The sequence below is a fragment of the Parabacteroides sp. AF14-59 genome (assembly GCF_003479515.1).
Taxonomy (GTDB): domain Bacteria; phylum Bacteroidota; class Bacteroidia; order Bacteroidales; family Tannerellaceae; genus Parabacteroides; species Parabacteroides faecis.
This window is the reverse complement of record NZ_QUHH01000012.1, coordinates 1-14,344: the sequence shown is the minus strand read 5'-3', so window position 1 is coordinate 14,344 and position 14,344 is coordinate 1. Positions and strand designations below refer to the sequence as shown.

14 protein-coding genes are annotated in these 14,344 nt (G+C 45.7%); 12 read left to right on the top strand and 2 right to left on the bottom strand.

Annotated elements, in window-relative coordinates; all coding sequences use genetic code 11:
* The first annotated feature begins 9 nt into the window (after positions 1–9).
* The 12 genes from DWW23_RS13845 (at position 10) to DWW23_RS13790 (ending at position 10,646) form a co-directional block, all read left to right on the top strand.
* A complete protein-coding gene (locus DWW23_RS13845) occupies positions 10–2,418 on the top strand; it encodes an FtsX-like permease family protein (protein WP_122353875.1) in 2,409 nt (802 codons plus the stop codon).
* Positions 2,419–2,445: 27 nt separating this feature from the next.
* Positions 2,446–3,120, top strand: a complete 675-nt coding sequence (locus tag DWW23_RS13840; protein WP_122353874.1) for an ABC transporter ATP-binding protein — start codon at positions 2,446–2,448, stop codon at positions 3,118–3,120.
* Between the two features lie 88 nt (positions 3,121–3,208).
* Positions 3,209–3,751, top strand: coding sequence for a hypoxanthine phosphoribosyltransferase (gene hpt, locus DWW23_RS13835; RefSeq protein WP_122353873.1), 543 nt, complete (start codon positions 3,209–3,211; stop codon positions 3,749–3,751).
* Between the two features lie 128 nt (positions 3,752–3,879).
* Positions 3,880–4,452: an adenylate kinase gene (locus DWW23_RS13830; protein WP_122353872.1), complete on the top strand. Its 573-nt coding sequence runs from the start codon at positions 3,880–3,882 to the stop codon at positions 4,450–4,452.
* Positions 4,453–4,467: 15 nt separating this feature from the next.
* Positions 4,468–5,625, top strand: a complete 1,158-nt coding sequence (obgE, locus tag DWW23_RS13825; RefSeq protein WP_122353871.1) for a GTPase ObgE — start codon at positions 4,468–4,470, stop codon at positions 5,623–5,625.
* On the top strand, positions 5,570–6,421 hold the full coding sequence (pgeF, locus tag DWW23_RS13820) for a peptidoglycan editing factor PgeF (RefSeq protein WP_122353870.1): 852 nt from the start codon (positions 5,570–5,572) through the stop codon (positions 6,419–6,421). Before obgE ends, pgeF begins: the two co-directional genes overlap by 56 nt.
* Before the next feature lie 6 nt (positions 6,422–6,427).
* A complete protein-coding gene (locus DWW23_RS13815) occupies positions 6,428–7,117 on the top strand; it encodes a B3/4 domain-containing protein (protein ID WP_122353869.1) in 690 nt (229 codons plus the stop codon).
* 129 nt (positions 7,118–7,246) lie between these two features.
* Entirely contained in the window at positions 7,247–7,447 is a 201-nt protein-coding gene (locus DWW23_RS13810; protein WP_007659033.1) for a winged helix-turn-helix domain-containing protein, read from the top strand.
* A gap of 148 nt (positions 7,448–7,595) precedes the next feature.
* Positions 7,596–7,889 carry a hypothetical protein gene (locus DWW23_RS13805; RefSeq protein WP_122353868.1) on the top strand — a complete coding sequence of 98 codons (294 nt, stop codon included), beginning with the start codon at positions 7,596–7,598 and terminating at the stop codon, positions 7,887–7,889.
* A gap of 5 nt (positions 7,890–7,894) precedes the next feature.
* Positions 7,895–8,191, top strand: coding sequence for a cell division protein ZapA (locus DWW23_RS13800; RefSeq protein WP_122353867.1), 297 nt, complete (start codon positions 7,895–7,897; stop codon positions 8,189–8,191).
* Positions 8,192–8,298: 107 nt separating this feature from the next.
* Positions 8,299–9,837, top strand: coding sequence for a ribonuclease Y (gene rny / locus DWW23_RS13795; protein ID WP_122353866.1), 1,539 nt, complete (start codon positions 8,299–8,301; stop codon positions 9,835–9,837).
* A 260-nt stretch (positions 9,838–10,097) separates the two neighbouring features.
* Positions 10,098–10,646, top strand: coding sequence for a DUF1097 domain-containing protein (locus tag DWW23_RS13790; protein ID WP_122353865.1), 549 nt, complete (start codon positions 10,098–10,100; stop codon positions 10,644–10,646).
* Between the two features lie 79 nt (positions 10,647–10,725).
* Here DWW23_RS13790 and DWW23_RS13785 read toward each other — a convergent pair whose 3' ends face one another.
* Both DWW23_RS13785 and DWW23_RS13780 read right to left on the bottom strand, forming a co-directional pair.
* Complete coding sequence (locus DWW23_RS13785) at positions 10,726–12,567, bottom strand: LTA synthase family protein (protein WP_122353864.1); 1,842 nt, start codon at positions 12,565–12,567, stop codon at positions 10,726–10,728.
* Complete coding sequence (locus DWW23_RS13780) at positions 12,564–14,183, bottom strand: ABC-F family ATP-binding cassette domain-containing protein (RefSeq protein ID WP_122353863.1); 1,620 nt, start codon at positions 14,181–14,183, stop codon at positions 12,564–12,566. The genes DWW23_RS13785 and DWW23_RS13780 overlap by 4 nt, the downstream gene beginning before the upstream one ends.
* Positions 14,184–14,344 lie beyond the last annotated feature (161 nt).

Below are 14,344 nucleotides of genomic sequence, written 5' to 3'. Positions count from 1 at the left end.
GATAACGATATGTTGAAACATTATGTAAAAGTGGCCTTTCGGTTGATAAAGAGAAGTTTTCTGTTCTCATCCATCAATATGCTGGGCTTTGTATTGGGGATGACGGCTGCTTTCCTGATTTACCTTTGGATTGTGGATGAACTGACATTCGAGGATTTCCATAAAAACGGCGACTCTGTCTACCGTGTGATTGCCGTGAACCGGGATGAAGGCGGACAAGTAAAAGAATCTGTCTATACGGTGGCTCCGTTAAGTAAAACCTTCCGGGAGGATTTCCCACAGGTGGAGAACGCGACCTTTATGCTTAATTTCGGTACGCTGAACCTCCATTCGGGAGCTGACCTGATCGAAGCAAAATATACGTATGTGGATACTACTTTCTTTGATGTATTCAGTTTTCCGGTCCTTGCCGGTGATCCGAATCTGATAAAGAAAGACCCGCAGCAAATCGTGCTGGCTAAGTCGGCTGCACAAAAGCTGTTCGGACAGTCGACGGCTGTCGGGAGAGAAGTAACTTGCCAATTCCTGGGACAGCTCAACCGCTATAAGGTGGCTGCCGTGTTGGATGTACCTCGTAAAAGCCATATTCAGTTTGAAGTGTTACTGAGTGAGCAGGCTTATTTTGAGCCGATGAGCTGGGATTATGTGGAAGGGACAAATGTATATGTCCAGTTGAAGAAAGGTACTGTTCTTTCGGATGCCGACCGGCAAGCGATGAGCCGTGCCTGGCAGGACAGACAGGAAGGCGGGTTGTCGCTGGAGTTCCAGCCGCTAAATGATATTCACCTGCATACCTGGTTTAAAGACCCGGAAGTCAGCAACTATGGAAGTATGTCACAGATCTGGTTGTTCACTGCCCTGGCATTGCTGATCATATTTATGGGGGCATTCAACTTTACCACTTTGTCGACGGCACGTGCATCCCTGCGTTATAAAGAGATCGGTGTCCGGAAAGTGACAGGGGCGAAACGTAAAATGCTGATCGTGCAGTTCCTGTCGGAAAGTCTGGTGCAGGCTTTTCTTTCGCTGGTCCTGGCGCTGGCACTGACGGAGTTGCTGTTGCCTTTCTTCAATGTGTTTGTCGCGAAGGATATTGTTTTGCAGTTCAACTGGCAGACTTTGTTGTTTATCCTGTTCGGGATCATAGGGATCGGTTGCCTGTCGGGGGCTTTCCCTGCCTTTTATATGTCGTCGTTTAATCCGTTGCTCGCTTTCAAAGGTGGAAAGGCTACCGGTAAGAAAGGGATGCTGATCAAAGGACTTGTTTGCGTACAGTTTATTATAGCCATAACGATGCTTTTCTCCACTTCGGTTGTATTTAAACAACTTTCTTACCTGCAAAATGCGGATTTGGGATTCGATAGGGAAGAGATGATAGTCGTCAATAGCGGAGAGTTCGAGCTGATGTCTTACTTCGGCGGTCTGGGCATAGACGATTACCGGCAGGAAGTCATGAAGAACCCGAATGTCAAGCATGTGGCAGGCGGTGTGGAACTCTCGAATTATCTCCGCGGACATAAAACGGAAGAAACAGTCTTCAGCTGGCAGCATGACAACGGACAGGTGGATTCGTTGAAGCTGGTCGGCGTAGTGGGTGACGGTAACTTTATGGAGACTTTGGGACTGACATTGCTCAAAGGCGAGGTGTTCGGTGCCGATAAGAATGCTTATATGGACGGAACATATAGTAAGGAATCGCCTGTCGTGATCAATGAAACGGCCTGGAAGATGATGAATGTGAAAGATCCGATCGGCATGGTCGTTCAGAATAACGGATGGTTCGGAGAGACTTCGCGGATTGTCGGCGTGGTAAAAGATTTTCATTTCCAGCCGCTGCGAGAGAAGGTGAAGCCTGCTTACCTGTATTATTCCCGCCAATTATTGAATACGTTGTACATCAAGATAGCTCCGGAGAATAGGATGGAGACTTTGAAGTTCCTGAAAGAAAAATATGAAGAGATGCGTCCGGACAATGTTTTCTCTTACCGTTTCTTCTCGGATGCCCTCAACCGGAACTATGCCCATGAACAACAACTGGGGGAAATGTTCCTGGTGTTTACGGTACTGGCTATCGTTGTTGCTATGATGGGCGTGTTAGGGTTGGTTGCCCTTGCCACTGCGCAACGGACGAAAGAGATCGGGGTCCGTAAAGTGAACGGGGCACATTCCGACCGGATCGTACGGATGTTTTGCCGGGAGTATATACTTTGGGTAGGAGTTGCCTTTCTGGTAGCCTGTCCGCTCGGTTATCTCCTGATGGTTCGCTGGCTGAGTAACTTCGCTTATCAGACGACGATCAGCTGGTGGCTCTTCCCTGTATCGGGGTTGATCATTTTGTTGATTACTGTCTTGACAGTAGTCGTGCAAACCTGGCGTGCCGCTTCCCGGAACCCGGTGGAATCGTTACGATATGAATAAAACAATAAGAATAATAATAGAAAGATCATGATAAAAGCAGTAAATTTAACGAAAGTGTTTCGTACGGAGAGTGTTGAGACGACAGCCCTTAATGGCATCAATCTGGAAATAAACAAAGGTGAGTTCCTGGCAATCATGGGACCTTCCGGCTGTGGCAAATCTACCTTGCTGAATCTGTTGGGGTTATTGGATAACCCGACTTCCGGCGAGTTATGGTTTATGGACCAGGAAGTTTCCCGCTATACGGAGAACAACCGTACCGACTTGCGGAATGGTAATCTGGGGTTTGTCTTTCAGAGTTTCAACCTGATAGATGAACTGACTGTGTTTGAGAATGTGGAGCTTCCCTTATTGTATGCCGGGGTTCCGGCAAAAGAACGGATGACGAGGGTAAACGCTGCGCTCGACCGGATGCAGATTGCCCATCGTACGGAACATTATCCACAACAATTATCCGGTGGCCAGCAGCAACGTGTGGCTATTGCCCGTGCCATTGTTACGAATCCCCAGATAATCCTCGCGGATGAACCGACCGGAAACCTGGATTCCGTGAACGGCAGCGAGGTGATGAACCTGCTTCTCGAATTAAACAAGGAAGGTTCGACCGTTGTCATGGTAACTCACTCGGAAGAAAATGCCCGGATGGCGGGACGGCTGATCCGCATGATGGATGGAAATATCCTGACGGAAAGCTATAAATAACACATAATATTGCTTCTGTATTCATTCCTACCTGTTTGTGCTTCGATGAAAATGTTGTACCTTTGCTCCCTCGAAAAATAAACGGTATATGGATAAGATCCGATTAAAAGACAAAGAATTTGAACTGTTTATCCCGGAGAAGGAGATCAAGGAGGCCATTGCGAAGATGGCTGAACAGATCAAGGCGGATGTAGGAGACAGCAATCCCCTGTTCGTAGGGGTATTGAACGGTGCGTTTATGTTTACTGCCGAACTGATGAGGCAGATGGATACGCACTATGAAATTACATTTGCCCGTTATTCATCCTACCGGGGTCTTAATACCACCGGAGTTGTTCGTGAGATCATGCCGGTGCAGGCCGATGTGAAGGGACGCACCCTGATCCTGCTGGAAGATATTATCGATACCGGCTACACCATGCAGTTCGTGATGGATAAGTTAAGGAATGACGGTGCAGCCGATGTCAGGCTGGCAACCATGTTATTCAAACCGGATTCTCTGAAATGCGATTTGGAGCCAGACTATGTGGGCATCCGGATCCCCAGCGATTTTATTGTAGGCTACGGACTTGACTATGACGAGATGGGACGTGCCTACCGGGATATATATAAGGTAATAGTTGACAAGTGACAGTTGACAGTTGACAGATGGTTGCTAGTAATCAATCGGTCGAAGACCGAAATAATTGTCAACTGTCACTTGTCAACTGTCAACTGTCAACTGAAAAGTATATTTATATAAAACTAAGAAACAATATTATGTTGAACGTTGTTATTTTTGGTGCTCCCGGATCTGGAAAGGGAACACAGAGCGAGTTGATCATTAAAGAGTATGGTTTGGATCACATTTCAACAGGTGATGTGTTGCGTGCTGAAATGAAAGGTGAAACAGAACTTGGTAAGATCGCAAAAGATTATATTGAAAAAGGTCAGCTTGTACCGGATGAACTGATTGTCGATATGCTGGCAAAGGTATTGGATAGCAAGGCTGGTTCTAAGGGTGTTATCTTCGATGGTTTCCCTCGTACTATTCCGCAGGCAAAGGCACTGAAAGAGATGTTGAACAAACGGGGTACGGATGTATCTGTTATGTTGAACCTGCAGGTGGAAGAAGAAGAACTGATCAATCGTCTGCTGGAACGCGGCAAAGTATCAGGACGCTCTGACGATAACCTGGAAACGATCAAATCGAGACTGGAAGTTTACCACAACCAGACGGCTCCATTGGCAGACTATTATGTTGGCGAAGGCAAACATGTTGGTATTCACGGTATGGGTACAGTAGAAGAAATCTTCGGCCGTATCAAAGAAGCAGTAAATAAAGTAAAATAAGAAAGAAATAAGAAAATGGCTGAATCAAACTTTGTAGATTACGTAAAGATCTATTGCCGCTCGGGAAAGGGCGGAAGAGGGTCTTCTCACTTTCGTCGTGAGAAATATATTCCGAAAGGAGGTCCCGACGGAGGCGACGGGGGGAGAGGAGGCCATGTATATCTTCGTGGTAACCGGAATTACTGGACACTCCTGCACCTGAAGTTCGAACGTCATATCATGGCGACGAACGGCGAAGGCGGAAGTGCTAAACGTAGCTTCGGAAAAGACGGTGAAGACCGGGTGATCGAAGTGCCTTGCGGAACCGTGGTATATGATGCCGAAACCGGCGAATATATCTGCGACGTTACCGAAGACGGACAGGAAGTCATGTTGCTGAAAGGCGGACGCGGCGGACAAGGTAACTGGCATTTCAAAACGTCTACCAACCAGGCTCCCCGTTATGCTCAACCGGGCGAACCGGCTCAGGAGCGCAAGGTGATTCTGCAGTTGAAGTTACTTGCCGACGTTGGTCTGGTAGGTTTTCCGAATGCAGGAAAGTCAACGTTACTCTCTGTCGTATCGGCTGCTAAACCGAAGATCGCCAATTATCCGTTTACTACCCTCGAACCGAATCTGGGTATTGTGAGCTATCGCGATCACCGTTCGTTCGTCATGGCGGATATTCCCGGTATTATCGAAGGGGCGAGTGAAGGCAAAGGCCTCGGACTTCGTTTCCTTCGTCATATCGAACGAAATTCCCTGCTTCTCTTTATGATCCCGGCAGATTCCGACGATATAAAGAAAGAATATGAGATCCTTCATAACGAATTGGTAAAATATAATCCGGAACTGCTTGGTAAGAGCCGTGTACTGGCTATCACCAAGAGCGATATGCTGGACGACGAACTGATCGAAGCGTTGTCGGAGGAACTACCGGAAGGTGTTCCGCATGTGTTTATCTCCTCTATCACCCAGCAAGGCATTACAGAATTGAAAGACTTGCTATGGAAGGAGTTGAATAAGGAAACCTTCCACCAGGTCGAGAATATCGTTCATCAGAATATCGACGTAAATTCTATTCCGCTGGATGACGACGACGATGATTTCGTCTTTCCTGTGGATGAGGATGATCCGGATGAAGAGTATGAAGAATACGAGTGGGACGACGAAGATGAAGAAACTGAAAAGTAATACAGTCGAAATGTTGCAATTCTCCGGATTAAGTGGGGAATGCAACATTTCTCATTTTATAACGACCCGTCACGGCGGTGTGAGCAAAGGGGATTATGCAGCACTGAATCCGGGAGAGTATAGCGGAGATGATCCGGTTGCTGTCCGGATGAATCGTCGGCTTCTTGCGGATGCGGTTGGGATTTCTCCCGAAAAGATTTTTGCCCCTTTCCAGGTGCATGAGGCGGAAATAGGGTGTATCGATACTGATTTTCTCTCTCTTACGGAGACAGGGCAGAAGGATGAGATGAACGGTAAAGATGCCTTGGTAACCGATATTCCGGGAATTTGTGTGGCTGTTTCTACAGCAGATTGTGTCCCTGTCCTGGTTTATGCACCGGATAAAAAGGTGGTGGCCGCTATCCATGCCGGATGGCGGGGAACGGTAAAGCAGATCGTTGCTAAAACAATCGGTTGTATGGTGGATCGGTATGCCTGCGATCCTTTGCAGATGATGGCCGGTATTGCACCGTCGATCGGCTGGGAGGCTTTTGAGGTGGGAGAGGAAGTTGTCGATGCCTTTCGGGCAACCGGGGTGGATATGAATCGTATAATGACGCGAAACTCACTGACCGGCAAAGCTCATATCGACCTTTGGGAAGCGAACCGTATCCAACTGCTTCAATCCGGATTACCGGAGGATCGTATCGAGGTTTCCGGCATCTGTACTTATCTGCATGATAACGATTTTTTCTCAGCCCGTCGGTTGGGTATTAAAAGCGGACGCATCCTGTCCGGTATACTAATTAAAGAGTAATACTATATGATACATGTTTCTATCTCGGAAGAAATAGCGAAGGCGTGTCCGGAGCTGCATATTGCTGTTGTGCAATGCGACGTGGTAAATACAGCATCAGACGAACAGTTGTGGAAAGAGATCACGGAAGTGGAAACCCTTGTCCGTTGTTCCTGTAAACTGGAAGAGATAAATAAATTCCCTCCTATCCGGGCAACCCGGCAGGCTTATAAACGCCTGGGAAAAGACCCGAATCGGTACCGTCCTTCAGCGGAAGCGCTTCGCAGACGTATCCTTCGTGAATTGCCCTTGTATAAAATAGATACGTTAGTCGATATAATTAATCTTTTATCCATCCGGAGCGGTTATTCCATCGGTGGGTTCGATGCCGGTAAAATAGATGCTAACCTCGTGCTGGGAGTCGGCCAGGAAGGAGAACTTTATCATGGAATAGGTCGTGGCGAATTAAATATAGCCGGTCTTCCGGTATATCGCGATAACCAGGGAGGCGTTGGAACTCCGACCAGCGATGAGGAGCGGACCAAGATCGACATACACACGGGAAAGCTGTTAATGATTATAAACGGATACTCGGGAGAGAATGGTTTACGGGAGGCCGTCTCCTATGGCGTCGATCTTTTAAGCCGATATGTTTCAGCAACAAACTTCGAAATAGAGGAAATTACGCCTGAAAGTAGAGTGAAAATATTGTTATAAACGTGTTAATTATGTTTATAAACCTCAAAAACACCCGGTTTTATGCTAAAAAACATCTATTTCCTTTTGTTTTAATCGATTAATCTCTAAATTTGCCCCCGTTAACGAATTAACAAAACGAAAAAGAAAATGATCGAATTGATTGGAACAAACGCCGGCCTCGTTTGGACAGTATTGAACGAAGGCGGAAAAATGAGTGTAAAGGCAGTAAAGAAAGCAACTAAGATCAAAGCAGAAAAAGACATGTATGCTGCGTTTGGTTGGTTAGCAAAAGAAGGAAAGTTGTCTTTCGAAGAGATTGAAGGTGAATTATTTGTTGCGCTGATTTAATCACGTAACCGATACTAGGTAAAGGAGGGCTGTTCGGATAGTATTTGGACGGCCTTTTGTGTGTCTATACGTTTTCGGTTTAAAAAAACGGACGGACTGTTGCTTAATTCAATTCTAAATTTTACTTTTGTATAGAATTTGGTGTGAAATGACCGAAGATCAAAAGAGACTGTTGGCTGTATTTGAGGTAAGGGTTCGTGATTTAATGGAATTATGTAATAAGCAAAACCATAAGATCAACGAGCTCACAACTGTTTTGAACCATAAGGAAACAGAATTGAAGCAGGCAATAAAAATGATTGAAGAGTTGAATACCAAATGCGATAAGCTGTTGACAGCAAGAGTAGTTTCTGTAAATGAAGGGGAAATGAAAAGTGCAAGGATGCGCTTATCGAAGTTAGTGCGGGAAGTAGACAAGTGCATTGCACTATTAAACGAATAGAAGCGATGGACGATAAATTTCTTATACATTTAGAAATAGCCGAAAAGAGTTACGGCCTCTGGATTGATCGGGGTGAAGAACAGCTTGCGCGGGATGCCGCCAAGCAAATACGTAATAAGATCAACCAGTATCGGCAATATTTTGCTAAATCCGATGTGGATGTAAAAGATTTGTTAGCCATGGTTGCTTTTCAATTGTCTATGAGTAATTTGCAATTGGAAGATAAAAACGATACAAGTCCTATTACAGATAAGATACAAGAACTCACGGGTGAGTTGGAGAAGTATTTGAAGGATAAGTAATTATATAATAATTGTAAGAAGAGTTTCCGCACTGCTCTGCACGGTGAATCGTGTATTGTAGTGCTTTTTTTGTTTTTATATATAAATGAATTTAAACTATAAGTAAAATGGCTGTGTATATAATCATATCATCAATTGTGGCTCTCCTGATAGGGGGGCTGTTGACGTGGTTGAGCATGCGTTTTCTTCTGAAATCGAGGTACGATTCCGTACTGAGGGAAGCGGAGAAGGAAGCGGAAGTGATCAAGAAGAATAAATTGCTGGAAGTAAAGGAAAAATTCCTTCATCTGAAAGCGGATCTGGAAAAACAAGTATCGGCAAGGAACGCAAAGATCCAGTCGGCCGAAGGTAAACTGAAACAACGTGAACTGACCCTGAATCAGCGTCAGGAAGATTTGCAGCGTAAAAACTGTGAAATAGATGCTGTAAAGGAAAATCTGGCTAACCAACTGGAACTGGTAGATCGTAAAAAACAGGATCTGGAAAAACTTCACCAGAGAGAGATCGAGCAGTTGGAAGCTCTTTCCGGTCTTTCTGCCGATGAAGCAAAAGAACGCCTGATCGAATCGTTGAAAGACGAAGCCAAATCGGAAGCTACTTCTTATATCAATGAGATCATGGAAGAAGCGAAGATGACAGCTAATAAGGAAGCAAAGAAGATCGTTATCCAGTCTATCCAGCGTGTAGCAACTGAAACGGCGATTGAAAACTCTATCACTGTGTTCCATATCGAATCGGATGAGATCAAAGGTCGTATCATCGGTCGTGAGGGTCGTAATATCCGAGCTCTGGAAGCTGCTACCGGTATCGAGATCGTTGTGGACGATACTCCTGAAGCAATCGTACTTTCCGGATTTGATCCGGTTCGCCGTGAAATAGCCCGTCTGGCATTGCACCAATTGGTACAGGACGGACGTATCCACCCGGCCCGTATCGAAGAGGTGGTAACTAAGGTGAAAAAGCAGGTGGAAGACGAGGTGGTTGAAACCGGTAAACGTACCGTGATCGACCTGGGGGTTCATGGATTGCATCCTGAGCTGATCCGTATGATCGGTAAGATGAAATATCGTTCTTCTTATGGTCAGAACCTGTTGCAGCATGCCCGTGAAACAGCCAATCTTTGTGCTGTGATGGCTTCCGAGCTGGGACTGAACCCGAAGAAAGCAAAACGTGCCGGCTTACTGCATGATATTGGTAAAGTGCCTGATGATGAACCGGAATTGCCGCACGCAATTCTGGGTATGAAGCTTTGCGAGAAATATAAGGAAAAACCGGATATTTGTAATGCGGTAGGTGCTCACCACGATGAGATCGAGATGCAGACCCTGCTGGCTCCGATCGTTCAGGTTTGTGATGCTATCTCAGGTGCCCGTCCGGGTGCCCGTCGTGAGATCGTCGAGGCTTATATCAAACGATTGAATGATCTCGAACAATTGGCTTTGTCTTATCCGGGCGTTGTGAAGACTTATGCTATCCAGGCTGGTCGTGAGCTTCGCGTAATTGTTGGAGCAGATAAGATCGACGACAAGGATACAGAAAATCTGTCAAACGAAATTGCTAAGAAGATCCAGGACGAAATGACTTATCCGGGACAGGTGAAAATCACGGTTATCCGCGAAACACGTGCCGTAAGTTATGCGAAATAAAGTCTTTTAGGAAATATTTAGAACAAATATTTAAGGTGGCCGGTCTATTCAGATCGGCCATTTCTATTTTGTGCAACTGTTAATTCTTAGACTTTGAGGTAGGAGAAGTGGGTTGATAGTATTATTATATTTTGCACAATAACAGGGAGTTATCTTCGTGTCCGGTCTTGTATTCTATTTGTTTAATTAATATATTTACCGCGAGAGGTACAAAATCACTTATATTCTATATCTAATTACTCATTTAAATCTTTTACCACATGACACTAAAAAAGTTTGTTTTGATCCCGGTGATTATCGGAGTTCTTGCATGCCTGATCCAGGCGTTAGATCAGTTATTGTATACCTCGGTACCTCCTGAAGGAAATGTAGGATTTAGCTGGATATCCTTTCAGTCATGGGCTGTTTACTTCCTGGCCGGTTGTACGGTGAGGGGAGGGATAAAAGCCTTTATTGCGTATGCGATCGGTATTGCGGCTTCTATCGTTATTATGCTTCTCGGTGGTGCGATGACTCCGGCCTTAGGGTTCTTTGCTGTTCCTGTTGCGGTTGGGGTGATCGCTTTCTGTGCTATTTTCTGCGAACGTAACGAATGGTTGTCTCTGGTTCCGGCGTTGTTTATCGGGGCAGGCGCCTTCTTTGCTTTTATGAATTATGTGCCGAATGCAACCTTCTGTACGGCTGCTTTGACGGAGATGATCTATTGTACGATTGGTCTGATCTTCGGTTATGTCACGATCTGTCTGCGTAGTGCTTATGAAAAGAAAGTGGTGGAAGATAATTCGAAGGAAGAAAAAAATAAGGAATAACGGAATGATATAAAAAGACTGCTTTGAAGCGACTGTACCGGATATAAGGAACAGCTGTTTCAAAGTAGTCTTTCAGTTATTACCGGTTACCCAAATCGTCGTATAATGTTTGTAACAACACCTTTCCTCTATTCAGGCGTTCTTCACTGCCAGCTGCCGGATTTTCGATCAGCGGTTTGTTGCTTTCGTTGTCATATACAGAAACGCCTGTGCTGTCGATGAATCCGAATCCGTTCGTGAATGTATAGAAAGAATATTCCGGATACCCGGGAGCCAGTATGTCACGGCTGAATATGAATTGGTCGTGCGGTAGGCCCAGCTGGCTAAGTAAGGTAGCCGCCAGGTCTGTCTGATTGGCATACGTTTCGATGACAGTCGGCTCTTTGACGGCACCGCCCAGCCAGATCATCGGGATATGGAAACGACGGGGTTCATAGTCTGTTAACGAGGAAGGATAGCGGTAGCCGTGGTCGGATACCAATACGATCAATGTATTTTTCCAGACAGGCAATTCTTTCAGTTTGTCGACGAAACTACCGATACAGCTATCCGTGAAAGCTACGGAGTTGAGATACGGATCCTCCAGGTGATGGTAGGGCACTTCGAAAGGCTCATGGCTGCTTAATGTCAGGAAAGTACTGAGCCAGGGTGCTTTTTCATCCCGATCCTTGATCGATTCGTATAGGTGGGTAAAGGTTATATCGTCGTTTGCCCCCCATTTACTTAAACGGCTGGAGAGCGGAAAATCCCGGTCGGCTGTTATTTGGCTATATCCGGAACTGAAGAAATAACTTTGCATATTCGTGAAGTTGATATCTCCGCCATAAAGCATATCAGCCGTATATCCTTGTTCACCCAGACTTTTGGCGATGGAAGGGAGTGTCTGACTTTTGGCCGGATACTTCATAATAGATGTTGTCGGCTGTGCCAGATAACCGTTCAGCACGGCCACTATTCCCCGGTCGGTGCGGAAAGAGTTGGCATACATATTCGTAAATGTGACCCCTTCCCGGCTCAGTCTGTTCAGGTTAGGGGTGATGCCGACCTCTCCGCCTACAGCTTCGATTACATTTGCCGTAAAACTTTCCATCAGGATGATCAGAATGTTGGGGCGGTCTGTTGTCAGCAGCTTTTCCGTATCGACATCGTTCATCGGAAGGTTGTTATGGGCGGTCAGCGCTGCATAACGTTCCTTTCTTTCTTCTTCAGGGAAAAAATCGAACTGGGCGGCGAAGTCCTGTTGCTTGCTTAACGACGCAAGCAAGCTGAAGGCCGGATTGATAGCCGAATGATTCAGAAATTGGTTCTTACTGAAATAAACCATCCCGACATTGGCTGTGGAAGTCGTTACGCCTCCCCGGATAGGAATGAACAGTATACCGCCCAACAAAAGAATGACGATCGTTCCGCCTAACCTGTTATGGGTAGGAGTAGTGGGGAATAAAGGCACGACAAACCGTTTGAACACCCAGTATATACCATAAGCATAGATAAGAAATAGCAGGAACTGCAGAAAAAAAGTTCCGATAGGAACGCTTGCCATCGCATCTGTCGGCGATTGCAGGTAAAAGAACAGGGTAGCATCCAGCCGGAATCCCCAATATCCGTAAAGTGCCACATCGACAGCAAAGATTGCAGCGACCAGAAGCCCTGTAGCCAGGAAGTATCCTTTGATGAACTTCTGATAGAATGTGCCTGGTAACCAGACGGAAACCAATATACAGAGTAAAGGAATTACAGTCAGATATCCTGAAACTGTACAGTCAAGCAATAAACCATGGGTAATTACCTTAAGGTAATCGATTAGCGAACATTCGTTCGCTAAGGCATGGTGATATAACATAAAGACTGGCTTCTGAATCGCAAGGATCGGAAGCCAGCAGAAAAATACTGTCAGAAGAAATAATAACCGTTTTTTCATGAAGCGGTATATAACTTTTCGCGCAGTTCGGCAACAACAGGATCAGTGATATAATCATCATAATCCATCATCCTGTCGATGATGCCGTTCGGAGTCAGTTCAATAATACGGTTTGCTACAGTCTGGATGAACTCGTGGTCATGGCTGGAGAAAATGATGTTTCCTCTGAATTGCTGCAACGTATTATTGAAAGCCTGGATCGATTCCAGGTCGAGATGGTTGGTCGGTGTATCCAGGATCAGGCAGTTGGCATCCGTAAGCATCATGCGGGAGATCATGCAACGCATCTTTTCACCTCCGGACAATACACTCACTTTCTTCAGCAGTTCTTCACCTGAGAACAACATACGACCCAGGAAACCTTTCAGGAACACATCGTTCGTGTCCGGTGAGAACTGGCTTAACCAGTCGATCAGATTATAATCGGATGCGAAATATTTGGCATTATCCAGCGGAAGATAACTTGTCGTAATGGTTTGTCCCCACTGATAAGTACCTTCGTCCGCTTTCTCTTCTCCGTTGATGATCTGGAACAGGGCTGTCATGGCACGCGGGTCGCGGCTGATGAATACCACTTTATCTTCTTTCTCGACATTGAAGTTCAGATCTTTGAATAACACTTTTCCTTCGATCCTCTTGGTCAGTCCCTTCACTTCCAGTATCTGGTTGCCCGGTTCACGGTTCGGGGTGAAGATGATACCCGGATAACGGCGTGAAGACGGCTTGATCTCTTCAATATTCAGTTTCTCCAACATCTTCTTGCGGCTGGTAGTCTGCTTAGACTTAGCCACGTTGGCACTGAAACGACGGATGAATTCTTCCAGCTCCTTTTTCTTTTCTTCAGCCTTCTTGTTCTGGTTCTGTTGCTGGCGGAGTGCCAACTGGCTTGATTCGTACCAGAAACTATAGTTACCGGCAAACATCTGCAGTTTACCGAAGTCGATATCTACCGTATGTGTACAAACGGAATCCAGGAAGTGACGGTCGTGACTTACTACCAGGATGGTGTGTTCCGAGTTGGACAGGTAGTTTTCCAGCCAGCTGACCGTTTCCAGGTCGAGGTCGTTAGTCGGCTCATCCAGCAGCAGGTTATCCGGCTGGCCGAACAAGGCGCGGGCAAGTAGAATACGTACCTTTTGCTTACCGCTCAGGTCTTTCATCATGCTGTAGTGATATTCTTCGCTGATACCCAGGCCACTCAACAGGCTGGCAGCATCACTTTCTGCGTTCCATCCCTCCATCTCTGCGAACTTTTCTTCCAGTTCCGATACGCGGATACCGTCGGCATCGCTAAAATCAGGTTTTTCGTAAAGCGCATTCTTTTCGCTCATCACATCCCATAAAGTGGTATGCCCCATCAATACAGTATCCATTACCGTATATTCGTCAAAAGCAAAGTGGTCCTGGCTCAAAACCGAAAGACGTTCTCCCGGACCTAAGCTCACTGAACCGCGAGTCGGGTCGAGTTGTTTGCTGATTACACGAAGGAATGTTGATTTTCCGGCACCGTTGGCACCGATAATACCGTAGCAGTTGCCCGGTGTAAACTTCATATTTACATCCTGAAAAAGGATGCGCTTGCCGAACTGTACGTCCAGATTGTTTACTGTTATCATATTTTGAATATCTATTAAATTTCGAATGAGTGTGCAAAGATACTAAAAACGGACGTTCTGTGCCAATCGGAATCGTTTTAATCGGAGTTACCGTATTAAAATATTGTATATGACTTGTACTGAAAAAAGTTTACACAATCACAAAAAGAAAATGTGTAAAC